Source organism: Exiguobacterium antarcticum DSM 14480, assembly GCF_000685865.1.
In the GTDB taxonomy this organism is placed as follows: domain Bacteria; phylum Bacillota; class Bacilli; order Exiguobacteriales; family Exiguobacteriaceae; genus Exiguobacterium_A; species Exiguobacterium_A antarcticum.
This window is the reverse complement of record NZ_JMKS01000004.1, coordinates 91,161-114,945: the sequence shown is the minus strand read 5'-3', so window position 1 is coordinate 114,945 and position 23,785 is coordinate 91,161. Positions and strand designations below refer to the sequence as shown.

The 23,785-nt window shown below is 50.7% G+C and carries 42 protein-coding genes; 1 reads left to right on the top strand and 41 read right to left on the bottom strand.

Annotated features, from left to right (window positions below):
* Positions 1–53: 53 nt before the first annotated feature.
* From P404_RS0111315 to P404_RS0111095, 40 genes are all read right to left on the bottom strand, one after another.
* Positions 54–506, bottom strand: coding sequence for a hypothetical protein (locus tag P404_RS0111315; RefSeq protein WP_026830829.1), 453 nt, complete (start codon positions 504–506; stop codon positions 54–56).
* Positions 507–842: 336 nt separating this feature from the next.
* A complete protein-coding gene (locus P404_RS17630) occupies positions 843–1,418 on the bottom strand; it encodes a hypothetical protein (protein ID WP_236624391.1) in 576 nt (191 codons plus the stop codon).
* A gap of 328 nt (positions 1,419–1,746) precedes the next feature.
* Positions 1,747–2,022 carry an HK97 gp10 family phage protein gene (locus P404_RS0111300; protein ID WP_026830827.1) on the bottom strand — a complete coding sequence of 92 codons (276 nt, stop codon included), beginning with the start codon at positions 2,020–2,022 and terminating at the stop codon, positions 1,747–1,749.
* Positions 2,019–2,363, bottom strand: a complete 345-nt coding sequence (locus P404_RS0111295; RefSeq protein ID WP_026830826.1) for a DUF3599 family protein — start codon at positions 2,361–2,363, stop codon at positions 2,019–2,021. The genes P404_RS0111300 and P404_RS0111295 overlap by 4 nt, the downstream gene beginning before the upstream one ends.
* Positions 2,360–2,746, bottom strand: a complete 387-nt coding sequence (gene yqbG, locus P404_RS0111290) for a protein YqbG (protein ID WP_026830825.1) — start codon at positions 2,744–2,746, stop codon at positions 2,360–2,362. The genes P404_RS0111295 and yqbG overlap by 4 nt, the downstream gene beginning before the upstream one ends.
* A complete protein-coding gene (locus P404_RS18245) occupies positions 2,746–2,937 on the bottom strand; it encodes a Rho termination factor N-terminal domain-containing protein (protein WP_026830824.1) in 192 nt (63 codons plus the stop codon). Before P404_RS18245 ends, yqbG begins: the two co-directional genes overlap by 1 nt.
* A 58-nt stretch (positions 2,938–2,995) precedes the next feature.
* On the bottom strand, positions 2,996–3,925 hold the full coding sequence (locus P404_RS0111280; protein ID WP_026830823.1) for a hypothetical protein: 930 nt from the start codon (positions 3,923–3,925) through the stop codon (positions 2,996–2,998).
* Between the two features lie 18 nt (positions 3,926–3,943).
* Positions 3,944–4,819: an XkdF-like putative serine protease domain-containing protein gene (locus P404_RS17625; RefSeq protein WP_051590510.1), complete on the bottom strand. Its 876-nt coding sequence runs from the start codon at positions 4,817–4,819 to the stop codon at positions 3,944–3,946.
* A gap of 10 nt (positions 4,820–4,829) precedes the next feature.
* A complete protein-coding gene (locus P404_RS17620) occupies positions 4,830–5,705 on the bottom strand; it encodes a phage minor head protein (RefSeq protein WP_051590509.1) in 876 nt (291 codons plus the stop codon).
* Positions 5,698–7,197, bottom strand: coding sequence for a phage portal protein (locus P404_RS17615; RefSeq protein WP_051590508.1), 1,500 nt, complete (start codon positions 7,195–7,197; stop codon positions 5,698–5,700). The genes P404_RS17620 and P404_RS17615 overlap by 8 nt, the downstream gene beginning before the upstream one ends.
* 11 nt (positions 7,198–7,208) lie before the next feature.
* Positions 7,209–8,447 carry a PBSX family phage terminase large subunit gene (locus tag P404_RS17610; protein WP_236624390.1) on the bottom strand — a complete coding sequence of 413 codons (1,239 nt, stop codon included), beginning with the start codon at positions 8,445–8,447 and terminating at the stop codon, positions 7,209–7,211.
* Positions 8,448–8,463: 16 nt separating this feature from the next.
* A complete protein-coding gene (locus P404_RS0111255; protein ID WP_026830822.1) occupies positions 8,464–8,880 on the bottom strand; it encodes a helix-turn-helix transcriptional regulator in 417 nt (138 codons plus the stop codon).
* 924 nt (positions 8,881–9,804) lie between these two features.
* Positions 9,805–10,308: a hypothetical protein gene (locus P404_RS0111245; protein ID WP_026830820.1), complete on the bottom strand. Its 504-nt coding sequence runs from the start codon at positions 10,306–10,308 to the stop codon at positions 9,805–9,807.
* Positions 10,275–10,604, bottom strand: coding sequence for a hypothetical protein (locus P404_RS0111240; protein WP_026830819.1), 330 nt, complete (start codon positions 10,602–10,604; stop codon positions 10,275–10,277). Before P404_RS0111240 ends, P404_RS0111245 begins: the two co-directional genes overlap by 34 nt.
* Positions 10,601–10,900, bottom strand: coding sequence for a hypothetical protein (locus tag P404_RS0111235; protein ID WP_026830818.1), 300 nt, complete (start codon positions 10,898–10,900; stop codon positions 10,601–10,603). The genes P404_RS0111240 and P404_RS0111235 overlap by 4 nt, the downstream gene beginning before the upstream one ends.
* Positions 10,901–10,910: 10 nt before the next feature.
* Positions 10,911–11,924 carry a DNA cytosine methyltransferase gene (locus tag P404_RS17605; protein WP_034774443.1) on the bottom strand — a complete coding sequence of 338 codons (1,014 nt, stop codon included), beginning with the start codon at positions 11,922–11,924 and terminating at the stop codon, positions 10,911–10,913.
* A gap of 11 nt (positions 11,925–11,935) precedes the next feature.
* On the bottom strand, positions 11,936–12,226 hold the full coding sequence (locus tag P404_RS0111225) for a hypothetical protein (RefSeq protein WP_026830817.1): 291 nt from the start codon (positions 12,224–12,226) through the stop codon (positions 11,936–11,938).
* Between the two features lie 55 nt (positions 12,227–12,281).
* The gene (locus tag P404_RS0111220; protein ID WP_026830816.1) at positions 12,282–12,725 is read right to left on the bottom strand and encodes a hypothetical protein; all 444 of its coding nucleotides are present in this window, start codon (positions 12,723–12,725) and stop codon (positions 12,282–12,284) included.
* Positions 12,725–13,261 carry a dUTP diphosphatase gene (locus tag P404_RS18075; protein ID WP_051590507.1) on the bottom strand — a complete coding sequence of 179 codons (537 nt, stop codon included), beginning with the start codon at positions 13,259–13,261 and terminating at the stop codon, positions 12,725–12,727. Before P404_RS18075 ends, P404_RS0111220 begins: the two co-directional genes overlap by 1 nt.
* A gap of 15 nt (positions 13,262–13,276) precedes the next feature.
* On the bottom strand, positions 13,277–13,609 hold the full coding sequence (locus P404_RS0111210) for a DEAD/DEAH box helicase family protein (protein WP_026830815.1): 333 nt from the start codon (positions 13,607–13,609) through the stop codon (positions 13,277–13,279).
* Between the two features lie 68 nt (positions 13,610–13,677).
* Positions 13,678–13,911: a hypothetical protein gene (locus P404_RS0111205; protein ID WP_026830814.1), complete on the bottom strand. Its 234-nt coding sequence runs from the start codon at positions 13,909–13,911 to the stop codon at positions 13,678–13,680.
* Positions 13,912–13,923: 12 nt separating this feature from the next.
* Positions 13,924–14,439: a Holliday junction resolvase RecU gene (locus tag P404_RS18070; RefSeq protein WP_269077485.1), complete on the bottom strand. Its 516-nt coding sequence runs from the start codon at positions 14,437–14,439 to the stop codon at positions 13,924–13,926.
* Positions 14,440–14,575: 136 nt separating this feature from the next.
* On the bottom strand, positions 14,576–14,836 hold the full coding sequence (locus P404_RS0111190; RefSeq protein WP_026830812.1) for a hypothetical protein: 261 nt from the start codon (positions 14,834–14,836) through the stop codon (positions 14,576–14,578).
* Between the two features lie 172 nt (positions 14,837–15,008).
* Positions 15,009–15,323: a hypothetical protein gene (locus tag P404_RS0111185; RefSeq protein ID WP_026830811.1), complete on the bottom strand. Its 315-nt coding sequence runs from the start codon at positions 15,321–15,323 to the stop codon at positions 15,009–15,011.
* Positions 15,320–15,574, bottom strand: a complete 255-nt coding sequence (locus tag P404_RS0111180) for a calponin homology domain-containing protein (RefSeq protein ID WP_026830810.1) — start codon at positions 15,572–15,574, stop codon at positions 15,320–15,322. The genes P404_RS0111185 and P404_RS0111180 overlap by 4 nt, the downstream gene beginning before the upstream one ends.
* Positions 15,571–16,299: a hypothetical protein gene (locus tag P404_RS0111175; RefSeq protein ID WP_026830809.1), complete on the bottom strand. Its 729-nt coding sequence runs from the start codon at positions 16,297–16,299 to the stop codon at positions 15,571–15,573. Before P404_RS0111175 ends, P404_RS0111180 begins: the two co-directional genes overlap by 4 nt.
* Entirely contained in the window at positions 16,296–16,742 is a 447-nt protein-coding gene (locus tag P404_RS0111170) for a YopX family protein (protein WP_026830808.1), read from the bottom strand. The genes P404_RS0111175 and P404_RS0111170 overlap by 4 nt, the downstream gene beginning before the upstream one ends.
* Positions 16,743–16,754: 12 nt before the next feature.
* The gene (locus P404_RS0111165) at positions 16,755–17,477 is read right to left on the bottom strand and encodes an ATP-binding protein (protein WP_160166522.1); all 723 of its coding nucleotides are present in this window, start codon (positions 17,475–17,477) and stop codon (positions 16,755–16,757) included.
* 104 nt (positions 17,478–17,581) lie between these two features.
* Positions 17,582–18,433 (bottom strand): phage replisome organizer N-terminal domain-containing protein, encoded by an 852-nt coding sequence (locus P404_RS18065; protein ID WP_051590505.1) that lies wholly within the window; start codon positions 18,431–18,433, stop codon positions 17,582–17,584.
* A 12-nt stretch (positions 18,434–18,445) separates the two neighbouring features.
* Complete coding sequence (locus P404_RS17585; RefSeq protein ID WP_034774440.1) at positions 18,446–18,877, bottom strand: single-stranded DNA-binding protein; 432 nt, start codon at positions 18,875–18,877, stop codon at positions 18,446–18,448.
* Positions 18,878–18,890: 13 nt separating this feature from the next.
* A complete protein-coding gene (locus P404_RS0111150; protein WP_026830806.1) occupies positions 18,891–19,082 on the bottom strand; it encodes a hypothetical protein in 192 nt (63 codons plus the stop codon).
* 23 nt (positions 19,083–19,105) lie between these two features.
* Positions 19,106–19,276 carry a hypothetical protein gene (locus tag P404_RS18510; protein ID WP_160166521.1) on the bottom strand — a complete coding sequence of 57 codons (171 nt, stop codon included), beginning with the start codon at positions 19,274–19,276 and terminating at the stop codon, positions 19,106–19,108.
* On the bottom strand, positions 19,273–19,953 hold the full coding sequence (locus P404_RS17580) for an ERF family protein (protein ID WP_051590504.1): 681 nt from the start codon (positions 19,951–19,953) through the stop codon (positions 19,273–19,275). Before P404_RS17580 ends, P404_RS18510 begins: the two co-directional genes overlap by 4 nt.
* Positions 19,950–20,399 (bottom strand): hypothetical protein, encoded by a 450-nt coding sequence (locus P404_RS0111135; protein WP_026830805.1) that lies wholly within the window; start codon positions 20,397–20,399, stop codon positions 19,950–19,952. The genes P404_RS17580 and P404_RS0111135 overlap by 4 nt, the downstream gene beginning before the upstream one ends.
* Before the next feature lie 14 nt (positions 20,400–20,413).
* Positions 20,414–20,596: a hypothetical protein gene (locus P404_RS0111130; RefSeq protein ID WP_026830804.1), complete on the bottom strand. Its 183-nt coding sequence runs from the start codon at positions 20,594–20,596 to the stop codon at positions 20,414–20,416.
* Positions 20,593–20,925, bottom strand: coding sequence for a hypothetical protein (locus P404_RS0111125; RefSeq protein ID WP_236624389.1), 333 nt, complete (start codon positions 20,923–20,925; stop codon positions 20,593–20,595). The genes P404_RS0111130 and P404_RS0111125 overlap by 4 nt, the downstream gene beginning before the upstream one ends.
* A 225-nt stretch (positions 20,926–21,150) precedes the next feature.
* Positions 21,151–21,915, bottom strand: a complete 765-nt coding sequence (locus tag P404_RS0111110; protein WP_026830802.1) for a phage antirepressor KilAC domain-containing protein — start codon at positions 21,913–21,915, stop codon at positions 21,151–21,153.
* Positions 21,912–22,229, bottom strand: coding sequence for a hypothetical protein (locus tag P404_RS0111105; RefSeq protein WP_026830801.1), 318 nt, complete (start codon positions 22,227–22,229; stop codon positions 21,912–21,914). The genes P404_RS0111110 and P404_RS0111105 overlap by 4 nt, the downstream gene beginning before the upstream one ends.
* A 13-nt stretch (positions 22,230–22,242) precedes the next feature.
* Positions 22,243–22,500 carry a helix-turn-helix domain-containing protein gene (locus P404_RS17575; protein WP_034774437.1) on the bottom strand — a complete coding sequence of 86 codons (258 nt, stop codon included), beginning with the start codon at positions 22,498–22,500 and terminating at the stop codon, positions 22,243–22,245.
* A gap of 38 nt (positions 22,501–22,538) precedes the next feature.
* On the bottom strand, positions 22,539–22,769 hold the full coding sequence (locus P404_RS0111095) for a helix-turn-helix transcriptional regulator (protein WP_026830799.1): 231 nt from the start codon (positions 22,767–22,769) through the stop codon (positions 22,539–22,541).
* 177 nt (positions 22,770–22,946) lie between these two features.
* Between P404_RS0111095 and P404_RS18060 the strand changes: the two genes are divergently transcribed.
* Positions 22,947–23,378 carry a helix-turn-helix domain-containing protein gene (locus P404_RS18060; protein ID WP_051590503.1) on the top strand — a complete coding sequence of 144 codons (432 nt, stop codon included), beginning with the start codon at positions 22,947–22,949 and terminating at the stop codon, positions 23,376–23,378.
* 18 nt (positions 23,379–23,396) lie between these two features.
* On the opposite strand, the gene P404_RS0111085 is transcribed toward P404_RS18060, so the two are convergent.
* On the bottom strand, positions 23,397–23,585 hold the full coding sequence (locus P404_RS0111085; RefSeq protein ID WP_026830798.1) for a hypothetical protein: 189 nt from the start codon (positions 23,583–23,585) through the stop codon (positions 23,397–23,399).
* Positions 23,586–23,785: the final 200 nt, after the last annotated feature.

Here is a 23,785-nt window from a genome sequence, read left to right as displayed (position 1 = left end):
AAGACCTGATCCGGACCATTCTTGTCCCAATATGCCATGTACGTGCTCCTTCCTTATTCCAAAAAAGTAGCGACCCGATTGACAACCGGACCGCGTGAGATGATATGTGCTGTATCCTCCATCCAAGACACCGTCAAGGTGACGGCACCGACCGAATCGACCGGGTTCTCGATGGCACGGATGTTGGCTTCCTGTAACTCGAACCTGCCGATGATGGAATCGTTCGCCGCATAGAGCGGGATGTGGTTCCGACGCTGTTCGAGCGCCAACAAGACCTTCTCAGCGTCTGCCTGTGCCGTCGTGCGTTTCGGAGCGAAGAACGTCACCGTCGCCATGACCAAACGCCGGGAAATGCCCGATGCAGAAGGTGCTGCCCGTGAGATGGACGGACTCAAATACAACGAACGCTCGGTGAACGACGTCGGTACTTGATCCGTGTAAAACTTTGTGATGCCCGATTCCGCGCGACAGAAGGCGAGGAATGAGCTTTGTTTTTGAATCGCCATGTCAGCCTCCTAATCGCCGTTTAATGAGTGCATCGATTTTCTTTTGAATGCCGACGGACATGTATTGCTCCGCGATGTAGACGGAGATGTCGAAGAAATGCGTCGGTTCGACGAACGACTTGCGCCCGACCGTCCAATGCCCGGAATTAACGAATCATTTGTTATCGCTGTGGCTTTTTATCCTCAGCTTCTTACTGTCACCAGCAAGTTCGGCGTACATTTTCAACCAATAAAAAAAGACAACCACAATGGTTGCCTACTGGCTGTCGGAGTCTCTTGGAGGGATTATATTTATTCACCCTCTACGCTCTACGGTGCTGACTAGCCTTTCGCAATCTAGTCAGTTACCTCGGTATTGTCTACTGTTATGTGTTTCCATGTACGTCCTTGCTTGATATCATGCACTAAATATTTAGAAACGCCGTGGGAAGTGGCAATAGAAACTACAGTCTCTTTCTTAGCGAGCCTTTGTTTGATGTCGAGTGCGATTTCAGCAGTGATTTTGGCGTTCGCGTTCGTTTCTCCAACCATACGCGTCCAATCCTCACCAACTGGTCGCACAAGCCGATCTCCGCGCTCTCCTGCACGATAACGATTACTCAGTATATCGCGGGGAACACCAGATAGTTCAGCAACTTCAGCCAGCGAGTAATAAGCACCTTTGTACAAAACGGATAATGTTGTACTTCTGTTTCTGGATTGTTCCTTACTAGTCGCCCATCGGCAATTATCAGGACTATATCCCTTGTCGTTATCAATGCGATCAATCGTTTTCTTTTCATCGTACCCATTTTCAAGTGCCCATTGTTGGAATGCTACAAAGTCACTCTTCCATTCATCGCAGACACTGATACCTCGACCACCATACCGGTCATAACGTTTATTTTTAACGTTGTAACAGCGGTCTTTCATGCTAATCCATATCCGATACGGTCGCGTTCTGGATGACTTGTGAGTTCGAAGACCTAAAGCTGTCTTTGAAGCCTTAATAGCTTTTAGACAACCACACGATTGAGAGGCTAGATATCCATCATATCTCATCTCTACCGTCTTACCGCAGTAACTACATTTCACTAAACAAAACTTCCGATTTCGCTTCCCTTGTTTCTTCATACCAGTGATTTCTATCAAGTCCAGCATATGGAACACCTCCTAAAGAAAGTATACCATATTTGACCGTCATTTAGAAACTTTTTAACACTAGAGTTCTACCGATTTACCCCGATGACTATCTCCTCCATTACTGAAGAAGGCGGCATTCGTCTACCGCATAAGGATTGGTCGTCCCGGCTTCCACCGAGTAGCCACCCTTACTCTTTTCGAACACGTTGAAGCTGTTACCCAACGAAAAGCTGTTCAACATGTCCCGGGTGTCGACGAGTTGTTGCCGCACAATCTCTTTCCGTGTTTCCGCAAGCAGTTCAGCGCCGACGGCGTCCATGATCAACGGAATACTGTCATCGAAGTCCTTGCGGATCTTCTCCATGTCCTTCGCAAACTCATCAAACCCGTTCATAACGCGCTCTCCCGTTGAAGCGGGCACTCGAGATGATGTTGTTTGACCTTGTGCGGCTTGCCTGCCTTGTAGACAGACCCATCGATGACGACCTTGTCCCCTTCCCGGAGGTCGGTCGCATACTTGAAATGAGCCATGTCATCCGAAGACGAGACGTGCATGGTGTCAGTCTGAATGAGCGTCCCGCGTCCTCTGACGAGGTAACAGGGTACGTTCGTGATGTCTGGTGTGCTTGGATAGGAAAAAGCGTCCTCTGACGGGAGACCGAAGCCACCGCCGGAAGACGTTTTGTCGAGATGATAGATGTCGGCGCGGTCGGAGAGTAACTTGTCGTAACTCATACGAATCGCATCCTAACCTTGGGTGTTTCCGTGACGACTGGCTTGACGAAGGCTTCGAGCAACGCCGTGATCTCGGGTTTCCCGCGAAGACCACTGCTATCTGCCATCGTATAGCTGTAATCGCCAATCTTTTCGCTCTTGTAGCCCTTCACCGCGCTCTCGTCGAGGGCAGAAAGGGCATAGTATTCCGCGAGCTTCTTGCACGCCAGTTTGACGCGTAGAGGGATAGGAGTGTACTGACTTGGTGGGAACTCATGCCCGACGTAATCAAAGATATCCGCTTCCGCTTGGATGATGTCATCCTGTAACTGGGCGTCACTCCGTGACTCGACCGCATCAAACGTCGTATAATCTTTCAATTCCTGTATGGTGATGACTCCCATCAGACCCCTCCTTCCTGCGTCGCGAGAATCGCATCAATCAGCTGTGCTTTCGTCATGCTCGAACGGCCCACGATCTCGAGTTCCGCGGCGAGCGACGTCAGATCCGTTTTCGTCATGCTTTCCAGCACGTCACGCATCGTGTAAGGCTCCTGCGTCAGCAGTTCATCGTACGTCAGGCCGAGTTCCTCCATCATTTGATAGATGCCGTAGGTCTCGACCTGGTCATACGTCAGTGCGAACGGAGCCGGCTCAGGGTGTTACTGCGTCAGCGCCGATGTAGACGAGTGCTTTCGGTGTACGGATCAAGAAGTCCACTGAAGCTGACAGGTAATGGTACGTCGACTCCTTCGCAACCGCGAACTCACTTGGCGTCGCGCGTGTGTACTTGACTTCGTATCCGGTGACGACTGTTAAGTTTTCAAGCGGTGTGAAGAGGACGACGTCTTCTTCGATGTGATCGACCAATTCGATTGAGTACCCGTGTAATTTAGCGAGTTCTCCATCAATGAGGACTGCATCCCCTTTTGGTGTCTCACGGGCAATGACTTCCGCTTGGAGTTTCGTGTGCGTTCCGCGGCCCATGATCCAGACGTAATTGCCGACACGGAGTTGCTCTGGTGCGACTGTTGGTGGCACAGTTTGCAAATCCATGACTTTGATGTCGCCTGTGACGTCATGTTTGATTGTGTCTTCGTTCTCACGCGCTAATTTCAAGTAGCCGTCCTTCATTTTGAGGAAGTCAACAGCAGAAGCCTTGTCACCGTTGAAGGCAAGGTCCTGCATGTCTGCCGAGAACTGGTCGCGGAGCATTGAAACGATTGTGTCGGAGACGTTATCACCGCGAGATTGTGCTGTGTAGTAGATGTTTTCGTCCTCAAGCCACATATCCGTGAAGACTTTTGTCAACAGGAATGGCACGACGCGTTCTTCGACGATGTCCGTACCATTCGGCACCGTGTTGACGCCTTGATGAAGTTTCATGCGGCGTTTTTTGACACCGAGTACATCGATTTGACCTTCTGGCGCCTTTGCAGGGTAGAAGTAAAGTTTCTTGAGCGTAGCTGCTGAAGCGACCGCATCACGCATGAACGCGCGGCTGTCATCCTTCGGGAGTGTCACGTTATTGGCTTTACGGAGATCCGCAAGCTGTTTTTGAAGCATTTCTGGTGTAGTAGTCAATCGTTGTCATCCTCTCTGTTATGCAAAATGTTGGCCGTACGTTGGTTTATCAGATGTTGCGGCTGTTTTCGTCACTTCTTCGTGTGAAGTCGGGAGCGGTCGGACAGATAGCTGTTTTTCGAGTTCTGCAATCTTCGTCTGTGCCTTCTCCAGTTCAGATGCCTCCGGCTCAGCCTGTTGTTGAGCTTGGTCGCCTTCTGGCTCTGCTTGTGGCTCGGCTTCCGGTTCCTCTGCTTTTGCAACGGGGAGAGCGGATTTTAAGAGGTCCATCATTTCGGTCTTGAACGAGTCAAGTTGCTTCTGCAATTCTTCCTGTGTCATGTCTGTCACCTCCTCTCCCTGTTCGTCTGGTAGAATCCCCATGTCTTTGAGAACTTCCGCGACGGAATCTTTCACTTTGGCAAGGAATGACTTGTGGTCCTCCGCTTTTTCGATGACCTCACCCATGCCAGCGAGTGAGAAGCCGGTATATTCACCCTTTTGGATGCCGGTCCATACCTCATCTGCTACCTTGACAGCCATGACCCACGTGCCTTTCGTGACGGTCTCGCCACCCAGTTCGAAGTCAGCCGGAGCAATATAGGACTCGATGACGTCCCCGACTTGTGACGTGAAATCGTGTTGCTTGTCGATTTGGCGGTAATCCTTGAGGAAGATGTGTGCCGCCTTCTCGATTTCGTCTGCCGTCATGTAGTCGTCGTGTGCATCTTTGACGAGCGGTTCATACACGATCCCGTAAGCGATTTGCTGTGAGGCATCCTGCTTGAGGATGTTCATGTCGCGGGAAACATTTGGCTGCTCCTCGCTTTTGGTCAACAAAAAAGACCGCTTATTGGCGGCCTTGTCCACGATGGAGACGTGGGATACAACTAAGTTTTTGATTTCACGTGGCATAAGTGCCCTCCTATTCAAATTGATCAATGGCTCCTTGGCGGATGGCGTTCTTCTCCTCAGCGGATAAACCTAAGATATTCGGGTCAACGACCGGAACCGTCGTGCAATGACAGTTGATCCGTTGCTTCGCGGACAATGAGGTATCCCGCGGATACTTCGCAATCTCGCCCTCGACATCGAAGAAATCATTCAGCCCCTTCTGCGTACCGCTCAATGCGACGTGCGACGGACGGGGTTTGTTCTTGCGTCCTCCGCTGTGCAACCACTCCACGCCAATGACAGCAGGTGATTGCCGATACGCTTCATCGTCCCCAACACTGGCAGCCGTCAACGTTTCCGTGATGGCAACGCGTCGTGCCCGTGCCCGGTCGAAATCCGGTTCATCTTTCAATGCTTGAATGACATCCTCAACACTCCCGCGCTGTTCCAACGTACTGGTGATGACTTTCGTCACCTTGTTGGCGGTGTTTTGGTCGAGGACCTTCCCCAACTCATCCGAATACGCCTGCATGAAGCGGATACGGCTCGGACTGATCGCACTGAACACGACGTCCTTATCAATCCGTGCCATCGTCGTGCTTGCAATGTGAGACGCAACTTCCTGCAAGTGCGGCATCAATGCCAGGGATACGGCAGGCGCCATCGTGACGGATGCGAGAACGCCCGGTAAACCCATCTGAAACGCAAAGCCCATCGTCTGCCCGACTTCAGCGTAAAACAGTTCGATCGCGGTGATGTAATCCTTCCGATGCTCCCGCAGGAGCTTGGCTAAGAGGGATTCCAGTCCGTTGATCCGTTCAATCAGGTATTCGACTTCCGGAAAATCCTTCAGCAGGCCGCGTAACTCATCGTCGTCCGCCTTCGTGATGAAAGAGATGTCACACATCGCCCTCACCCTTCCAACCACCGACGACATCATTCAGTTCGTTAAGCTCGTCCCGCACGTCTTTGAGCACGTCCTTGATGACGCCACCCTCTGCCTTGGCTAATGCTTCTCCCGTCGCTTGAGCGAGCTGTTGCGTTGGAGAAACGACGTTATCACCCGAAGGGAGGTCATATTGTTCGTCCGGAAGTGGTTCCAACTCTTTCCCGAGGAGCGGACCAATGACGGCACGCTTCTCATTGACGGATAATGAGGCCCCAGCTTTCTCGACAGCGGCGATGATTAGCTCACCATCAGTCAGTTCCGGTGCTCCGAGTGCCACCTTGACATGCTTGAAACCGTACGATGGCAGCAATAAACGATTGAACATCATCTCAATCTCCATCCGCTCGGGTTGGAAGACCTGTTCCTCAGCGATACGGCGGGCTTCTTCGACCGTCGCGCGGTTGTAATCACTGGATAAGCCAACGTACACCGGAGGCAAACGGAAGACAGACAGGAGTTTATCCCGTGCCTTGTCGTCGTACTCAAGGAAAAGAGCGTCCTTTTGGAGCATGTCAGCGAGCGATTTCAATTCAACCTTAGGAGCGGTCGCGCCACCTTCACCTGTCAGATTCTCGTTAACCGCATCGACTTCGAGGACGAGCATTTTGTGTTGTGTCCCCTCGGTGCCCACCTCATTGGCGTACTGAGCAATCTGTGCTTCACTCTTTTCGGTCAACTCGCCACCTGAGATGATGAGCGCACCAGGTAGATGACGCCCTTGCGTGAAGTAGCGGTAGTTCAATTCTTCCGCCTTCCGTGCGCCGGCGAGTGACGGAACGTGTCCAATCCAGCGGGGAATACCATAATCAGCGTCACCGAGCTTCCAGTGAACGATTTCTGTCGCTGTTCCGATTGAACTTTCCGGCAGATAATCACCTGTTAAGCGGTCCATTTGCCGTGGATCGTTGAATTGCTTGAAGAACTGCTTCTGTCCACGTCGGAACCGACGGAACGCACGTTGAGCGGTCTTCTTAATGCCCATCCGTTCAATCGTTACTTCTACTGGTGCGCCCGGCTTACTGACTTCCATGTCGTCGGGATTGACGCGGATCAGTTCGATGACTTCACCCTTGTTATCCCGGAGCACTTCGATGAAGGCTTCCCCAACTGTCTCCCGGTCATTAACGAGCTGTTTGAACACTTTCGTGAGCGGTTCATCAAACCCCATCCAGTCGAGTGTCTCCTGTAATTTGTTCCATTCCGCTTCTTTCGCGGTGTCATTTGACGTTTCTTCGATGTATTCCGGTAGGAAACCATATCCGGCGATGTTGTGGGCATACGCATCGATGGCTTGTCTGAGAATTGTTGATTGTTCCACCATCAAACGCATTCCATCTCGCGGATACGGGGCACTCACCCATTCTCCTGCCTCTTTCGTCGTCAATGCCGCTTTCTCGATAGGGAGCACGGCACCGACAGCACTTTTGATTAACCTTGCATTAACGCTCATTCATTCACCTCCTAAAACAGTAATCTTCTATTCTCACGCCGCTTTTTCGGCTTAACGTGGAGATACTCAACGGCATAACGGAGCGCATCGATCAAGTGATTGTACTCGTCGATAGGCTCGTTGATTTGTTTGTCGCTCACCTTGTCTTTCTTCCAGACATAGTTCTCGAACTCGACTTGTACCTCATGGCATGTCGGATGGACGATGATTTCAAAGTCCTGCAAGAACTGAATACCGGCGATGATGCTGTGCGGTAGCTTGCGAGCGGCGACGATACGGGAGATACCCGACCGCCTGAGTTCTTCAATCAATCGTTTCTCCTGTCCATCCGCGACAATCATCTCCTTGGCGTAGCCCTTCCGCTTGACCATGTCGGCAATCTCACTCGTCAGCATCCCTTGTTCCGAATGCTCATCAAAGATATAGAGACGCTTGGCTTTCATATCGACGAGTGCCGAAATAAATGCCGTCGGGTCAGCCGTGTACCCAAAGTCGATACCGAATGCCGATTTGATGTCCGGGATCTTGGCGATGTCCTGATGATTGAACTCTTCCACTCGCCAGTTATCGAAGATGACACCTTCCGAGATGCCCCAGTGTCCTTCACCCTCGATACGGTAGCGCCGCGGTCGGTTCTCCTTCATCCAGCGGAACAGCTTTAAATCCGCCTCGTCCAGGAACTCATTGCATTGGTACGTCGTCGTCATGGCAAGGATATCCTCGTCCTCCACGTCAAAAAAGCGCCGCTTGATCCAATGCTTGTCATTCCACGGGTTCAAAGTGACGACAATCTGCTTGAAGACGTCGGTGCGTCCCCGAATCGACATGTCAATCTTGTCGAAGGCGTCCTCTGAGTGAATCTGATAGGCTTCCTCCATCCAACACCAACACAGTTGACCCTTGGTGACGGTGATGGACGTGACACTCATCGGTTTATCAAGACCGCGGAACAGGATCTTCTGCCCGGTGATGACGTTGACGATCTCGAGCGGCGATACCTTGAAATGCCATTCGTTATGGACGTCGAGTTGATGTGCTGCCCATTCCAAATCGGCAAAGGCGCTGTCCCGTAAGTCCTTGAACACTTGCCGGATGACGAGAAGATTGGCGCTTTCGTACTGTTTCAGCATCTTCATCCACCGGAGTGCCATCGTCTTCGATTTCTTGCTACCACGACCACCTTTGATGGCGAGATAACGTCCCCGGTAGTTCCATGCCTTGCCGTAACCACCGCCGACAATCTCTTTCATCGAGCGGACGTTGGTGTTAATCCTCGTCGGTAATGTCATCCACAATCACCGTCCGTACGTTAACGTCCATCTCTTGCTTGTCGTTCCATTCACTCTTCCGATTCTTCAGCCAAAAGATTTGGGCAGTGGTGTTTGGCTTCGCGTATTTCTTCAGTTCCACCACATGTCCATCGTTGGTCAGGCTTTCCTCGTCGTAATGGAAGCCAATCGCACTGTTAAACAACGCGTTCTGGACAATCGCATCTGCGACCGCCTTGCCCATCTTTATGGACTCCAAAATCTCCACATGATCATTTAGCCAGTTATATAACGTACTTGCCGCAATCCCCATATTCTTGGCGATTTGTTCGTTCGTCAGTCCTTTTTCTGCCCAGTCTTCTATCTGTTTCAGACCTTCTTCTGTTTTCCATTCTTCATACTTTGGATTCGCCATCTGCACCACCCCCTCTCTCTTATGCTCTCCAGCCAACCGACTAGGGCTATCCCCATCGGCTCGTTGCAAGGCATAAAAAAAGACGCCGGTTAGGGCGCCTTGGTTATCTCTTAAGTATGTGCCACTCCAGGAGGCTCGCCCCTGTCCAACGCCAACCGGTACAACATGTGAATCTCGCTTTTGTACTTCCCATCGCAATCCCTTACTCGAATGGTCGCTGTTTCTGGCAACAACGTGGTGATCACACCACTACGGTTCGGCGAATTCTTGTACGTCGTCTTCACGCGGTCATGCAGTTTCAGTTTGGACATGTGCCTTGCTCCTTTCGTGTACTCCAAACAACGGGCGGTACCCACTGGTTGCAAGACACGAAAAAAAGCACCCCGAAGGATGCTTGTCATATCTGTTACACGGGCAAGGATTTGCACCTTGCATGAACATGATTTCAGGCACCAGTTTATTAAGCCTCCCGGAAAGGCTCATGTTCAGAGTGATAACGCCGCACTCCGCATTTCTGCGTTCGTCTACCTATTCCGCCACCGTGTAACAAGATATGCGAAGTGTTATTCTCTATAAAGTCGCATTGCAATAGCTTATCTTTCATTTTGACGCTATTCTCCCACCTCAATGCCCTACGACTATCTGTATCATATCCTGCAAACAACGCACGACCACTCCGCCCGACTAAGACGACTCGGAAGTCTTTGCTATGTGTGTGGCTGCGTCATGCGCTGTTGGCAAGGGATAAACGGTGAATCATGCAAGGGATGGATGACTCGTCGCTTATCCGTTGGTGTACCTGCCCACATGAAAGGAGGGACGTGTGGATTTGTACAGTACAAGCATACCTTGAAAAAGCGTGCCATTACTCTCCAATTCCTTCATTTTTCCTTCACCTAAAAAGACGCCCCGAAGGACGCCTGCTTATTTTCGTAAATTCTGATACCGTTCGATGAGCGCTTGCTGGACGCTTTGGTCGTATGCCTTTTCACCGTAGTGATCCGTGTGTAATTCGTGCTGTTCACTCCAAGTATAAAGCACGTCCAATTCACGCTCGATAAAGTTGATATCATCTTTCGCATTCGTGAAACAATGTAAACGCCAAGTAGGTGACTCACTACTAAACGTTTCTTTTTCTCCTGCCATTGCCACATGCTCCAGTAACGGACGTCTGATTTTCGTGTTCAACCCTACTGATTCATCTGTTTGGAAAACGGAGTCGTCATTCATTTTGCTGATGTGAAAAAGTGTGATTTTTTCTCTACCATCTTTTAAAAACTTTACTTTGACGTAGTCAGTCGTAGAAACACTTATGACTTCGAAAAAAACTCCTGTTTCAAGCAGTTGTCCCGTTGCGGTGTATATAGACTGACATATTACCTGATACTTTTTTCCTATCTCGACGTCAAATCTCGTTCGTTCATCCATTCACTCAGCTCCTCTATCATGATTCCTGCCGCAAGGGCAGCATCGACTTGTTTTGCAAACGCTAACTTTATCTTATCAGGAGTGTCGGTGCTAGTGGGAGAATAAACTGGTAACTCTTGCATCAGCTCCTGCAAACGCTCCGCCTTGTGCGGATACTCGTACCCTTCGAGCATGACACCACCCGGCATGATGACCGTAACCGTGACGATCGTGCCGTCCTCGATGCGTTCGTTTGGATGCGGACGCAATCCTTTATGCGAGATGTACCGATATTGTTTGCCGACTTCGATGTTCATTCCGTTCCCTCCCTCAGTTGCTTCTCATACACGCTTTTCGCCTTAAACACCGCCGTATGCGTCGTGTCGAACAGGACGGCGACGTCCCTTCCCGAGAACCCATGCGACAGCAGGGTGTACATGGCACGGGTGACGAGGTCCGTTCTACCCAGCTTCTTCAATCCGTGTAGCTTCAACCAACGTTTGACGACGCGTTCGCTGACGTGATAATGACCAGCAAGCCACGTAATCGTCATATTAGCATCGATGTAATGCTCATACAGTTCCTTTTTCGGTGGTACCTCGTATTTCGTCATGGTCTCCCTCCTAAAATAAGCATTCCTGCAAAACAGGCGCACTACTCGTCTGATTCAGCAGCAGGACTTCGAAGATGGCTTCAAGGACTGGCACGACGATGCTATTCCCTGCGAGTGCATACAGCGTGGCGTTTCGTTTGCCCGGCTTCATCGGAAACTGGTGCAGCATTAAATCAAAGTCCGCGTCATCGAATCCCATCAAGCGCCAGACTTCTCGTTCGGTCAGGTAGCGGTACGCCGGTTGATCGTCGAGACGAATGATGCCTGCGTTCGGACAACGGTCTTGCCGTTCGGTGATGGTCCAACAGAACTCGTCAATGACACCCAGTCGGCGTTTGTAGGCATCCCCTCGTTGTACCGGGTTGAACTCCTCGATCTTGTTGAGCATCGATGGAATCGTGATCATGTACTGTGAATCCGTGACGTCCTGCTCCAAATACTGCGAGATGGGTTGCATCGGGCGCTTCGTCATCTGGTGGAACTGGAAGGCTTCTCCGAGCGTCGAGACGCAGAAAACCCGTTCTCTCGCTTGTGGGACGCCGTAATCCCGGGCATCGATGACATCAAAGGTGTTCGTGTACCCAAATTCCGTCATGTCTCGCAAATATTCATTAAATGCTGGGATGGTCCGCTTATCAAGGACCCCGACGACGTTCTCCCAAATGACCGTTTTCGGTTTCCATTCGCCCATGTTACGGATAATCTTAATCGTTTCGTGCATCAACGAGCTGCGTGTCCCGCTGTCCTTGCCTGCTCCCCGTTGTTTGAGTGACGCATCAATCCGGCTACTGAACTGGGCGCGTGAGTTATCTTGGCAGGGACTCCCGTGGACCAAGACATCCGGCCGCAAGTCCCAACCAATGACCGATTGCGGTTTATGCCGGTGATCGTAGAGGGCATTGTACGCCCTCACCCGGTTTTCCTGAATCTCGACGTAATCAATCGACTTGTGATCGATGCCAAGATTGATCAATGCTTTACGCGGCGCTCCGATACCGCCGAACAGTTCGAGTATTTTAATCAACGATACCCCTCCTAAAATAGCTTCTCCTGGAAATCCCCCTGCGCGACCTCCCGTTCCATGTTCCTCTTGATTGCCGCAAAACGTGCTTCCTGTGCGTCATCCCACTCACCGTGTACCTCGACATCCTTTGCCATCACCCAGACGCGTGAGCGGCTGATGATATGCCCTCGTTGCGGGTATTCGCTGTTCTTGCGGTGCTTGCCCCATGAGCTGAAGTAAAGTGCATCCCCTGCGACGTCCAACTTACCGAAAATCCGTTCCTGATCCCGCGTATAGGTCGCGGCGTACTGTCCGTCCTGCATCGTATCCCTCCAGTGGGGAGTTGCCTCCCCGTTTATCCCGAGGAGCGAATGCCCCTCAGTACCCGTCTCCGAAATGGTCGTGAATGATGCCAAGTAACTTATGCTTGATGCCGTAGTAGGTGTTCGTACTATGGATCTTCATCATCGACATGACCAGCTCGTCCGTGCGGTAATACTTCGGATCGTACAGCAGGTCCCACAGCTCGCGTTGCTGGTCATCGATCAGTTCGACGTAGATCCGGTGCAGGATGTTCAGCCGCATCTCGAGGATTTCGATCTCACTCTTCGCGATCGCGTACCGCTCGACCTTACTGCTCGGCGCCTGGTGCGTCTGTACCTCACTCGGCACGTATCCCGGCGTCATCTTCGTCGCGGCCATCTCCGCCATCGCCGTCTTGCTTGCGATGCGGCTCGGGAGCGTGAAATACTCCTTCAAATGTTTGCCCGCTGCCTTACGTTGCCCTTTGTCCAGTCGTGTCTCGAATAGCCGCCCCTGCATCAGTAGGCCTCCAAAATTCGACGATAGTTTTCAGCGTTTTTCCGCTCGTACATCCCGATGATGTCCGTCTCCGTGTAGCCCAGTCGCTCCAAGATCAGTGACCACGCCGCGAGCATGTTGTGTTTGCGTTGCCCCTGGAACATCTTCAAGTACAGTCCGTCGAGCGTCTCATCGTTGCGTTCGTAGGACTGGCGGTCGTACACGGCGAGGTCGTACTGGTGATAGTGTTGGCTTGCCTTGAAGTCCGTCATCAGCAGCGAGCAGTAAAAGTGGAGCCAATCGATCGCTTCTTCGAGCACCTTCTCCGGATCCATGCGCTTGTTCGACCAGTATTTGAACGTCTTCGTCTCGTTGATCATCTCGCCGGCTTCGACGAGGAGGGAGATTTCGCGTTTCGTGTGCAATTCGTACTTAAACTCATGTGGCGTGATGCCCTTGTCTTCGCAGATGTGGCGGTCAAGGACGACTTGCTTGGCACAGATGTCTTGGAGGGTGGCGAACGATACGATCAGGGGTTGCGGTTCTTGGTACGTCATGGATCAAAACTCCTTCTATGTGTGGTTTAGTTGCAACGCTTTTTCAAACTGTTTGCGGTACTTGTCATAGGTGAAGCGAGAGAAACGATAGTCGAGGAGGATGGTATTCAGTACCTCGCCTGCCGCCTGCCGTTTCTGAATCGCTTGAATCTCTGCCCATTGCGGGACTTTCGACGCATTGAGCTTGATGCCATGCTGATCGAGCCACTGGTTGACCGTTGTCGTCGATACATAATGCCGCTGTGCGATCTGCTCGACCGTCATCCCTTGCAGGATGCGTTGGTCATGGAGTGTCTCGTAGGCAGGGACCGGGATCATCGGTTCATAGTGTTTCCGTGTACGTGTCACGCCGCTACTCCTTTCTAGTTATCTAGCTGATTGACGGGGTGATGGGGCGGATTAAAAATCCGAAATTCTTAATCTCTAATGTCTCCGCTTGGTTGATATTCGTACCATTTCAAAACACTTGACGCCGTTACTCCATGTTTCAGTGCAATTCTTTCGAGGTATTTCCATCGGCTATCATTAACAAAGCGCATGTTATCGACTGTCGTATCATATTCAATCCATGCCGTTCTCAAGCGTTTTTCCAAATCGCGCTGTTCTAAACTCATTCTGACAAGTTCACTATGATATCGAGATGCCGCCATCTTTAACCCTCCTTAATTTTTTTGAACCGCGTCCAACCAGTCCACCGCGCACCCGTTCGTCGCCGCGATCTCCATCCCTTGTGCTTCGAACGTCGAAAGCGGGATGCTCGCCCGGTTGCTGTACATCGTCCACCCGTCCCACGCTTGCAGGAAGGCGTCCGGCGGGAGCAGGTACATCTTGCCTACATCGCTGAATCGAACGAGCAGGAAGGTGGTCGTTTGGAGCTTGTCGAGCGTGCGCATCGTCTCCACTTGGTGCGGCTTGATGTTCTTGAGCGGAAAACTCTTGCCTTTCGTCTGCTTGGCTTCGAAGAAAATACCTTTGCCACCGGCGAGTGTCCCGAAGTAGTCCAGTCCGTTGGCTTCGGCGTAGATGGTCTTGACGATCTTGCCTGCCTGCCCGCGAATCGTCTTTACACTCGGCTCACTCTTGAACACGAGCGCCTTACCTTGCAGCTTGTACACATGATTCGCCTGCTCGATCATTTGCTCGAACTGCTTACCTGCTGTTTGTGATATCCGCGCCACTCCTGCCACCCAACCTTTCGTAGTGCCTCGTATTCGTAAGCGTAAAAGTTACCGTATTGCCAGATGCGTTCTAATGTGCCATCCTTGCGTCGTTCTGCCCGATATAAGGTCTTGCCTCTCAATAGGTGCGTCCGCTTCATGGCGACCCCACGTAGCGCCGTGTCGGCGTCTTTCGCGTCTCCATCGTGCTGATGACCGGCGTCCATCCGTCGAGCCGGTAGTAATTGAGCGCGTCCCGGTGCGTGAGCTGCCGGTGTGTCCCCTTGCGCATGTTGTAGACGTCGAGCTTGCTTGCGAGGGACAGTTGCAGGTCGCCCCGCTGGAGCACGATCCGTCCGCCGTATTGATTGAGGTAATCCATCAACTGCTTGAACTGCTTGACCTTTGTCATCTTCATAGACCCGAACCTCCTTGGTATTCGAATATGAGCGAGTACATCGTCGTGTAGGGTAAGTCTTGTTCGTAGATCGCGAGTAGCTTCCAACCGGAGCCGTTGTACGAGGCGATAACCTTGTCCCGTCGCGTCTCCCCTCTGGCTCGTTTGCTGACCCGTGTGCCGATCGGTGGCGTCAGCTTCGAGCGAGGGCTGGGCTTTCGACGCATCGACGTAGCCGCGAGTTCTCGTTGCGCAGTTGCAAATTCTCGATGAGCAGCTCCTCGTACGTCTTCAACTTTTTTGGCATCGCGGGTGCCTCCAGTAATGGGTCAGGCGTGCCGGCTCCCTCGTACTGGATGTTCTTCGCGCCGGCTTGTTCAAGCAGTTCGTACACGCCTGCCTCCGTCATACCGAGTGCTTTGGCGATGTAGGCGAGTGGGCGTTTGTCCATGTAGAGCGTCAGTGCCGTGCGACGACGGCGTTTCAGTTCCCGTGGCGATGGGTTCATGGTTTCCACCCTTTGGCGGCTTGCTCGCGGTGTTTCTCGACCAATTGCCAGCCCATATTGTTAATCTCGTTCAATCGTCTTTGGTTCTCTAATTCCATTTCCAAGAATTCAACCATTTTCAATAAAAACAACTCATTTTCTGTCAACGGTGGCAATACATCTGCAATCCCACTTTCCATAGCTTCACGAGCAGTTTTTAGATGTGCCATATGGTTCCAAACGTCTTTCATCAGTTCATCAGTTGTTTTCATGCCAGCTCCTCCTCGATCACGAACCGGACTTCCGTGCGCTCGATGAACTTCTTGCCCTCTTGGACCACGTCGAACTTCGTCTTGACCTTGGCATGCTCAATCTGATTGGCGACGAAATGGACCCACTTGTCATTCGGTTCGTTGCGCTCTTCCTGTTTCACTTCTGCGATGGCTTCTGTCATCTGTTCTTCCTCCTTCGTCATGTGGGCGATCGTGTAGTTGTCCGCGAATCCGTCGCTTTCCGTCGTGACGGCGACTTCTTGAGAGGTTTCGAATACCTCTTTGAGTCCGAGTGCATCAAGACGTTTATCCAGTGCGACGTACGTCGTCTTGAGTTCGGTGCGTAATTCCTGCCGGGTCTTGCCCTCTCTTACCATCTGGACAAGCATCTCGTCTGTTACACGGGGTCTGCGTCCTCGCTTGACGGGCGGCTTGTTGTTTTTCATGTCCTGCTTGATCCGTTTGACGCGACCCGATAACGTGCCGGGTGTCAGGTCGAAATCTTTCTCAATGACATGCCGGGTCTCGCCATCACGGAGGCGACGCATAATCTCGTCGTCCGTGATCAGCACGCTTTTCCGGTGGTTAACGTCGCGCTTGATGGGTGTGACATTGCTGGCATCGACGATGGCTTGCACACTATCCAGTGTTAGATTGTCAGCAGCCGCAATCTGTTCGACGGTCATGCCGCGTTCGTAGCGTTTGAGGATCAGCTCGCGTGTCATGACGGGTCCTCCTGTTCGAGAAGATGCAGATGTTGGTGAATGTTTCCGACCACTTCACGATTGACGAAGTAATCTAAAGGGACGTACGAATCAAACTTTGTGCCAACCAAATGCTTTTTCGTTTCGTACACGCAAGAGGACTCGTGATAAGAAATCGTCCCCAGTTGAGAAAACCCTTCGTACTTGTTGAAATCAACGACTCCTCCACCTGAATCACGATTCGGAACGAGTTCGTCTTCTTCCCAAATTTTCACGATGTCACCATCGTAAATTTCAACACCGTGTATGTCGTGAACTCCGGTGAATTGTTCCTTGTATCCGCGCTCGATTTTTTCGTCCCACGATCCCCGATAACTCAAACGCCACTTCAAAATGTCTTGCAATGTGAAGTACCAAAACCGTTTTTCTGCGCTATCCCATGCGCGGAACTTGACCTCTCGCATTCTCTCTCCCCCTTAAAAGTTGAATTTTGCCAGTCGGTAGTCGTCCCCGTACATCTTCACGATGTCGGCATCGTCGAGCATCCGGGACCAGTTCCGTTGTCCGATCCGTGCCCGCAGGTCCTTGCCGGTCAGGTTCGTCGTGTAGATGGTCGGTTTCCCCATCCGGGCATCGAGGACTTGGAACAGGACGTCGTTGCTAAACGTGTCCGTGTCGATCGTCGTCTTGCTGCCATCCGTGTACTTGACTTGCTCCGCCCCGATGTCGTCGAGGACGAGAAGCGTGACGTCGGCTAAACTCGTGATGATGTCGTCTTGCGACCCTTCGTTGCCGAACGTCCCTTTGATTTTCGTCAAGAGGCGTGGAAGCGAGATGAAGACCGCGCTCTCGCCCTTCTCCTTGACCGCGTTGACCGTCGCCATACTCAGATGACTCTTGCCGGTCCCGTAGCTTCCAGGCACCAGTAATGTGCCTTTTAAGTCGCTTGCGAATTGCTTGAATCGTGCTTTCGCTTCCGCCAGTTCCGGTGTCGTCGCGTCATATCCCTCGAACGTCGCGTGCAGCAGTTTGTCGTTGATCGTCGAGCCGGAAGAAAACGTATCCTCGAGCTTGCGCCGGATCATGCGTTCCTCGTTCTCAACGGCTCGCCTTGCGATGGCCAGGTCCTCGCATTTGCATCCCTTGACGGCTTCGAAGTATTCGCCGGCTTTCGGCCCGAAGGCATATTGTTGCCGCACGACCTCGATGTCCTGCCCGCATCCCTGACAGGTGCGCTGGGCGAGGATCTCTTGCGTGAGGTCCGCTTGGGTGATGCGTGTGATCGATTGCATGGTGTCGCCTCCTAGAAGGGAAGTTCCTTCCCGAATGTGGGGTCGTATTCGCTGTGGTCCGGTGCTGAACCGTTTGACTGTCGTGGTGCCGTCAGATCGTATTCATCCATCCACCGTTCTTTTTCGAACCATCTGCCGCCGTCCTGCGGTTTAAGCCATGACTTTTGCAAGTCGAGGTATCGGAGATAGTTGGAAAGACCAGTTGCGATGACGTCGTGCGTCGTTCCTTTTTTGATGGCTTTCGTATATGCAGCGACTGCCTTTTTTTTATCGATTTTCTTCGGATAGAGTTTCCAAAGGGATTCGAATAAAGACTGGTCAACTTGTTGAGCAACGGGTATATCTTTTACTTCTTCTTTCTTCTTTCTTCTTTCTTCTTTCTTCTCTCTAGCACCGTTACGTAACGTTACATCAGCGTTACCAGTAACGTTACTCGGTGGAAGTTCAGGCGTATCAACGGGTTTCGGTGCTTCCAGTTGTTTTTCTCGATGTCGTGCGACCCGTTTTCGCGTCAATTCCCGCTGTTTTTCCATGCCTTCGATGTTCTGATATTTGGTCCAGTTCGGGAGCATGAAGGCACTTGAGGTTTCGTCGAACTCGACCATGCCGAATCGTTGGAACAATTCCATTGCCATTCGTACTGTGGCAGCCGGTCGGTCAATCAACGTGATCAGCATGTCTTCCGTGTACGGGAAACTTTCCGTCAACATGATGTAACCCTTGTGATTGCCTTTACCAGCCATCGTGAGGAGCTTGCACCAGATGACGATTAAGGTATCGCCATCGGGCATTTTCTCCAGTAACTTGATTTTTTCATCGTCGAACATGTCGACCGAGAGTTTGATCCACTTGATTTCGTTCATGTCAGTCACTCCTTAGAAAGGCAAGCTATCTTCGTCGATGGCACCAAATGAATTGCCGCCGCCTGCGAACGGATCAGAACCGAAGCTGCTTGATGATGCCGGTTTGTTCTGACTCGCCGCTGGCTTGCTGTCGTCGAATGGCGGGAGGTCGAAGTCTTGCACCATGATGACCACCTTCGAGCGTTTGTCGCCGTTCGATTCCCACTTCTCTTGGACAAGATCGCCGGTGATGTTGAGCGGGCCACCTTCCGTGCCGTGATACTTCGCGAACGTTTCAGCGCGAGCACCGAGGACCTTATAGTCAAAGAAGCTGCTGTCGTACTTACCTTCGTTGTTCTTCATTTTGTTGCGGACACGGATCGTGCCAGTGACCCAAGTCTTGCCTGCGTTCGTCGTCTTGGCCTCGACGCGTTGGTTGATGCCGGTGAGTGCTGTGCTGTTCATGTGTGTTGCCTCCTTAGCCTTTGTAGTTTAGGAACTCGTTTAGTTCCGCTTGTGATTTATGAGTCGGTACGATGATTTCAGTTGATGATTTGACGAGTACTTGTACCGCTTCAAGTCGATCGCGACTCATGGCTGTGAAGAAGACCTCGCCGTCAATCTCGAGCAAGAGTGTGACCGAAGCGTTTTTGAGGTTAACGTCTTTCATGTTTATCTCCTCCCGAGCGCCCCTTAAAGGACGCTCTTTTCGTAGTCTTGATGCTGTAAAGCGTTCTCGCGTTCTTCTTCCAAGCAGACGTCACAGACGAGCTGTCCGAAGACGTCACGGTCACCACCGAAGGGAATCATCTGTTGGAAGCGGGAACATTCTTCAAGCGTTTCGTATTCGTCCATCATCTTCATGCCGATTCCTCCTTGTTCGCCTCAGCCGCTTCCTTCTTCGCTCCATCAATCCATTTCACAAGCGCCTCCTTGATCTCAACAGCTCGCGCTTGTTCAATCACCTGCTCGCCGTCCCATTTGACTATGGATAATACTTTTTCACGGCCGACGGATCGTAAGGCAGCGAAGGTGTCCGCTAGTTTGATAAGTGAATCCAGTTCGGTTTTCGTTGCCATCTTCGGTGGAGTCGCTTTCGAGTTCCGTTCATCGACCTTACTGTCCGCTTCCGGATCGTCACCAGTCGAGATCAGGAAGACCTTCATCAACGCGTATTTGGTAGCCCCTGTCATCGCTTTGTAGTACGCCTTATCTCCTGCATCCTGCCCTTCTCCGACGCTCTTGAATGCCATCGTCTCGCCGGATTCTCCATCAACGAACGTGAATTCCATTTCAATCGTGCTGATATATTCCGTCGAGCCGGAACGATTCTTGTGTTCGCGACTTTCGTGGGAAATGACTGACGGGAACAGCATCACGCTCCGCTTCGCCAGTTCTCCACGTACGAGATCCGATACATCACTTTCTGTCGCGTACTGATATTTGTGGAACTTGTTGAAGCCGTTCTTTGGTACACGTTTTACTTCGCTCATGACCTCTGCCAACTTCTTGACAAGGGAGCGGGTTACGGGTTCACTCATGTCCGTTCCTCCTTCGGAATGTCTTCGATTGGGACGCAACGGTCGAGTTGGCTAGCGTGAGATACCGCTGTGACATTTCGACCGTCCCAAACAACTTTTTGGGCTGTATTAAATGTTAATTTTTCAACAGCAGTCATTTCGTTTAAATCAAATCCAACAAGATACCACGTACCTGAATTCGACTTGTAAGCCCCGACCCATTCGTTCGGTCGTGCCAGCATCTCAGCGCGGACGTCGAACGGCTTTTTGACGAACCAGTTATTTGTTTTTGATAAGAATGTTCTAACCGGAATAGTAGACTCGTAAGTTTCGCAAGAATCTTTACACTTAACTGCATCACCTTCCCGGAACAACGAAGCGCCTTCTCCATTGAAAATAATCTCGCCTTCAATCAATCTGACCAGTGCTGTTCTGCCATCAATTTTTTCGTATCGTTTCAAATCCATCGTCATTTGCCTCCTTAGCGTCCGAGATCCAGGAGAATCTCTATCGCTTCATTGGTGAGTCCTTGCAAGACCGCGTGTTGCTCGTCCGTCAAGCCGAGGCCGGCGTGTTCCGCGGTGAGTGTTTCAATCAGGGTGACCAGTTTCGGTTGCGCCTCCGCGACTTCCGTTGCCCGTTCTGCGAGGGTCTGGAGTGTCATAACGCCACCACCTTTGGATCAATCGATTCCTCTGCGTGGATGAACAGGTTGTTCTGCTCGTCGAGTGCGTTTTCAATCGCGTACAGTTCGTTGTGCACCTGCTTCAGGAAGACGTGCACCGGGTGATTCGCGTCGAGTTGGTAGGCCGCATTAGCGAGATGTTGATAAGACGCTGTGAGCGCCGAGTGGATGGTGTCGATCTTGACCGGACCCTTGCTGACCAGTGCCATGATTTCAGGCGTCGTCTGGACGATTGCCGGGAGTGTGCGGTCGATCTTGTGTGTCGTGACCATATCGTTTCCTCCTTGTGCGGAGCGTGGTATACTCATAGTGTCGAGTTATGAGAGCACCCTGCCTCCGGTATGGGTGTTTTTTATTTGCCGTAAATCCGTTCCAGTTCGTCGAGATTGAGCAACAGTACGGTGATGAAGATGACCAGGCCGATTTTTAGAACCATGGGTCACCGTCGTTACGCTCGATGTAGCAGGTGCCGGCGAATACGATGAAGCCGAATAGTAGGAATAGGCTGTAAAAGAACCAGAAGGCACTAACCATCAGCTCACCTCGTCGAGCAGTTTGCTCATGAAGTAGATTTGACCTTTGCCAGTGACTTTCGTCGTCCGTGTGATCCGTACCGTGCCGTCCGGGTTATTGTTCGTGCGTTCCAGTACTTCGAACCATCCACGTTCGACCGAGTATTGCGTCGGCTCATTGTAGTGGGCACCCTTCTTACCGAGGTAGCCGTTCTCCCGCATCCAAGCGAACAAGCGATTCTGTCCGATGGCGACACCGTTCTGACTGATTAGTTTCGCGAGTTGACCGACCAGGATGCTCGTCTGGCTTGTTGAGACTGCTTCAGCGAACAGGACTTGCGGACGTTGTTCTTCGAGTTTGGCGGTCGCTGCTTCCTTCTCATGCCGGAGTCGTTCAATCGTCGTCTGAGCAATCAGTAAGCCGCGGGCCATGATTTCTTCCGGTGACTCGTCGTGACGGGCGATCATGTAGCCGCCGTCTTTGCGGATCGAGGGAAGGACTTCACCCGTCACCCATTTGCGGAACCGTTTCGCTTGTGGCTTGCGGCTGTCGAGGATGACGTCGTACAGGCCGTCTTCGTTGATGACCGTGACTTGTTGAATACGATTAAGTGAATCTGTGATGGTATGAGTTGAACTCACCCCATCCGAAAGTCGTTCTTTCACTCGAGCTGGAGTTGTTAAGTCGAGTACCTTACATACATCTGCTAAAACGAACAGTGGTTGTTCTGGTGTACCGACGACGCGGACTTCATTTCCTTCAAATACCTTTGTGAGTTGATTCATACTGGCTTCCCATCCTTCCAAACAATTTCGAATTCATGAGTCGTGTAAGGTTGTCCAAACCCACCGTTATCAATGCCCCAAGAAGCATGCAGCACCTGTTCTGCTCTTTGTTTTTTGTTTTGCAACCAAACAAAAACCTCATCATCTTCAAGGTCCTCACGAACCCTTGCATAATCACCTTTGTACAACGCTCCAGAACCAACTGGTTCCGAACTCAAGACTCGGACGTACGTATCTTGTTTTTCTCCACCGAGCAACTTTAATTTCCGCCAAAGCAAAACATGAGCGAGTTTCTTTTTTTGTCGTTTATTCACGTTTACTGCCTCCTTATTTTTGTTTGCTGATCAACCACGCATCGAGATCGTCGCGATGATAGCGGATACTGCGGTTGCACTTGGACGCTTTGAGTTCGCCATCCATCCGTGCGTTATATAGAACGAACTGGGAGAATCCCGTGTACGTTTGCGCTTCCTTTTCCGTCAGCCACCCTTTCGCCGTTTGGTTCGCCAGTGCTTCGGCGATCCGCTCGTCGATGAGTGTCATGAGCTGTTCCGGGGTAAAGGACAGCATGACCACTTGTTGCATGATTTCACCTCGCTAAATACAAATTTATTGTTTATAATTCAAGAAACTTGTATTTCTTCGTCAAAAAAAAGTTCTTCAACAGTGAGACCAAGCATTCTTGCGATTGCAAGTGCTTGACCAACCTTGATAGTTACGTTTCGATTTCTTTCCATCGAGCTGTACTGATTCGAACTCGTGTAACCTAATTTACGAGCGATGTACACCTGACTGATCCCTTTTGACTTACGGGCATTGATCAAATGCGGCCGCCCCTGCTCTTCGACTGCCACTTGTTTCACCTCCTATTAACTTGTTACCCTAACTATAAATACAAACTTCTTGTATGTCAACAACTTATTAACAACTTTCTTGTATTTTTTTATTGTATTTGGAGAATATACAATATTTATGTATTATAGAGGTGCGGGTTTACGTCGCATCCTTTATCATCAGAGAGGATGGCATATATGGAAGAAAAACTATTAATTAGGGACGAGGGAATAGAGATGAACACAATGGGAAGTCGCATTAGAAGGCTTCGCGAATCGACTGGAATGTCTGCAAAATTCGCTAGTGAGAAGTTGATGATCAGTGCGTCGCGGTATAGTAACTGGGAAAATGATATTTCGAAGCCTAAACCAGAAGAACTAGAAAAGATTGTCGATTTTTATGAGACCTCATATGATTACCTATATGGAAAAACAGACGAACCCCATCTTTCATTAAACGAATACAAGATGCAGCAAATGGTAGATAACAAGATATTAAAGATCCTCGGTCTTTCTACAGAAGAAATTGAAGGACTAAGTAAAAGTGACTTTGATCGAATCATTGATTATACAAAGTTAGTGATTCAATCACACGAAATGGAGAAGTTAAAAAAGAAAGACGCCCAGTAATCGGCGTCTTTTGTTATGTCATTTTGTTTTTAAAGTAAACGTTTTAGCAATGTCGTTATTTTTCAGCGCATCCAAGTCAAACTGAAATCCAACTTTGTCCCCGTCCTCATCTGTGAAGCAGACCGCAATGGGTCCATTCCGCTTTAACAATTCGTTCAAGCTATCGTTATCATTTATGCCCATCTTACGAACTGCGACTAACCTCATACACCCAATCCCCTTCGTTGTTCGCCAAAATATACGAACAGGTATTCTTATGATTCTTTACTCATAGTAAGTAATTTTGCAGAATAATACAATAGACCCATTACATTATTTTCTAACCTTTGGTAAGAATCGTTCGACAAAATACGTCCGACCTTGTCGAATAGTTTTCTTCCATTCGCTTAAAACAGCACACCAACGGG

What these genes read in the sequence shown, in the direction of transcription:
- P404_RS0111255 (WP_026830822.1), bottom strand. Translation starts at nt 8,880, where the DNA reads ATGGCGAATCCAAAGTATGAAGAATGGAAAACAGAAGAAGGTCTGAAA.
- P404_RS0111130 (WP_026830804.1), bottom strand. Translation starts at nt 20,596, where the DNA reads ATGACACTCCAGACCCTCGCAGAACGGGCAACGGAAGTCGCGGAGGCG.
- P404_RS0111125 (WP_236624389.1), bottom strand. Translation starts at nt 20,925, where the DNA reads ATGAGTATACCACGCTCCGCACAAGGAGGAAACGATATGGTCACGACA.
- yqbG (WP_026830825.1), bottom strand. Translation starts at nt 2,746, where the DNA reads ATGGGAGTCATCACCATACAGGAATTGAAAGATTATACGACGTTTGAT.
- P404_RS0111135 (WP_026830805.1), bottom strand. Translation starts at nt 20,399, where the DNA reads ATGGATTTGAAACGATACGAAAAAATTGATGGCAGAACAGCACTGGTC.
- P404_RS18510 (WP_160166521.1), bottom strand. Translation starts at nt 19,276, where the DNA reads ATGAAGATGATGGACGAATACGAAACGCTTGAAGAATGTTCCCGCTTC.
- P404_RS17580 (WP_051590504.1), bottom strand. Translation starts at nt 19,953, where the DNA reads ATGAGTGAACCCGTAACCCGCTCCCTTGTCAAGAAGTTGGCAGAGGTC.
- P404_RS0111175 (WP_026830809.1), bottom strand. Translation starts at nt 16,299, where the DNA reads ATGACACGCGAGCTGATCCTCAAACGCTACGAACGCGGCATGACCGTC.
- P404_RS17625 (WP_051590510.1), bottom strand. Translation starts at nt 4,819, where the DNA reads ATGCCACGTGAAATCAAAAACTTAGTTGTATCCCACGTCTCCATCGTG.
- P404_RS0111180 (WP_026830810.1), bottom strand. Translation starts at nt 15,574, where the DNA reads ATGAAAACAACTGATGAACTGATGAAAGACGTTTGGAACCATATGGCA.
- P404_RS17610 (WP_236624390.1), bottom strand. Translation starts at nt 8,447, where the DNA reads ATGAAAGAGATTGTCGGCGGTGGTTACGGCAAGGCATGGAACTACCGG.
- P404_RS18065 (WP_051590505.1), bottom strand. Translation starts at nt 18,433, where the DNA reads ATGAACGAAATCAAGTGGATCAAACTCTCGGTCGACATGTTCGACGAT.
- P404_RS0111110 (WP_026830802.1), bottom strand. Translation starts at nt 21,915, where the DNA reads ATGAATCAACTCACAAAGGTATTTGAAGGAAATGAAGTCCGCGTCGTC.
- P404_RS17630 (WP_236624391.1), bottom strand. Translation starts at nt 1,418, where the DNA reads ATGAAAGACCGCTGTTACAACGTTAAAAATAAACGTTATGACCGGTAT.
- P404_RS0111205 (WP_026830814.1), bottom strand. Translation starts at nt 13,911, where the DNA reads ATGGCGGCATCTCGATATCATAGTGAACTTGTCAGAATGAGTTTAGAA.
- P404_RS0111315 (WP_026830829.1), bottom strand. Translation starts at nt 506, where the DNA reads ATGGCGATTCAAAAACAAAGCTCATTCCTCGCCTTCTGTCGCGCGGAA.
- P404_RS17585 (WP_034774440.1), bottom strand. Translation starts at nt 18,877, where the DNA reads ATGAACAGCACAGCACTCACCGGCATCAACCAACGCGTCGAGGCCAAG.
- P404_RS17620 (WP_051590509.1), bottom strand. Translation starts at nt 5,705, where the DNA reads ATGTGTGACATCTCTTTCATCACGAAGGCGGACGACGATGAGTTACGC.
- P404_RS17575 (WP_034774437.1), bottom strand. Translation starts at nt 22,500, where the DNA reads ATGCAACAAGTGGTCATGCTGTCCTTTACCCCGGAACAGCTCATGACA.
- P404_RS0111220 (WP_026830816.1), bottom strand. Translation starts at nt 12,725, where the DNA reads ATGCAGGGGCGGCTATTCGAGACACGACTGGACAAAGGGCAACGTAAG.
- P404_RS0111295 (WP_026830826.1), bottom strand. Translation starts at nt 2,363, where the DNA reads ATGAGTTACGACAAGTTACTCTCCGACCGCGCCGACATCTATCATCTC.
- P404_RS18245 (WP_026830824.1), bottom strand. Translation starts at nt 2,937, where the DNA reads ATGGAGGAACTCGGCCTGACGTACGATGAACTGCTGACGCAGGAGCCT.
- P404_RS0111245 (WP_026830820.1), bottom strand. Translation starts at nt 10,308, where the DNA reads ATGGATGAACGAACGAGATTTGACGTCGAGATAGGAAAAAAGTATCAG.
- P404_RS0111085 (WP_026830798.1), bottom strand. Translation starts at nt 23,585, where the DNA reads ATGAGGTTAGTCGCAGTTCGTAAGATGGGCATAAATGATAACGATAGC.
- P404_RS0111170 (WP_026830808.1), bottom strand. Translation starts at nt 16,742, where the DNA reads ATGCGAGAGGTCAAGTTCCGCGCATGGGATAGCGCAGAAAAACGGTTT.
- P404_RS18060 (WP_051590503.1), top strand. Translation starts at nt 22,947, where the DNA reads ATGGAAGAAAAACTATTAATTAGGGACGAGGGAATAGAGATGAACACA.
- P404_RS18075 (WP_051590507.1), bottom strand. Translation starts at nt 13,261, where the DNA reads ATGACGTACCAAGAACCGCAACCCCTGATCGTATCGTTCGCCACCCTC.
- P404_RS0111235 (WP_026830818.1), bottom strand. Translation starts at nt 10,900, where the DNA reads ATGACGAAATACGAGGTACCACCGAAAAAGGAACTGTATGAGCATTAC.
- P404_RS0111185 (WP_026830811.1), bottom strand. Translation starts at nt 15,323, where the DNA reads ATGAACCCATCGCCACGGGAACTGAAACGCCGTCGTCGCACGGCACTG.
- P404_RS0111240 (WP_026830819.1), bottom strand. Translation starts at nt 10,604, where the DNA reads ATGAACATCGAAGTCGGCAAACAATATCGGTACATCTCGCATAAAGGA.
- P404_RS0111225 (WP_026830817.1), bottom strand. Translation starts at nt 12,226, where the DNA reads ATGCAGGACGGACAGTACGCCGCGACCTATACGCGGGATCAGGAACGG.
- P404_RS0111150 (WP_026830806.1), bottom strand. Translation starts at nt 19,082, where the DNA reads ATGAAAGACGTTAACCTCAAAAACGCTTCGGTCACACTCTTGCTCGAG.
- P404_RS17615 (WP_051590508.1), bottom strand. Translation starts at nt 7,197, where the DNA reads ATGAGCGTTAATGCAAGGTTAATCAAAAGTGCTGTCGGTGCCGTGCTC.
- P404_RS0111300 (WP_026830827.1), bottom strand. Translation starts at nt 2,022, where the DNA reads ATGAACGGGTTTGATGAGTTTGCGAAGGACATGGAGAAGATCCGCAAG.
- P404_RS0111190 (WP_026830812.1), bottom strand. Translation starts at nt 14,836, where the DNA reads ATGAAGATGACAAAGGTCAAGCAGTTCAAGCAGTTGATGGATTACCTC.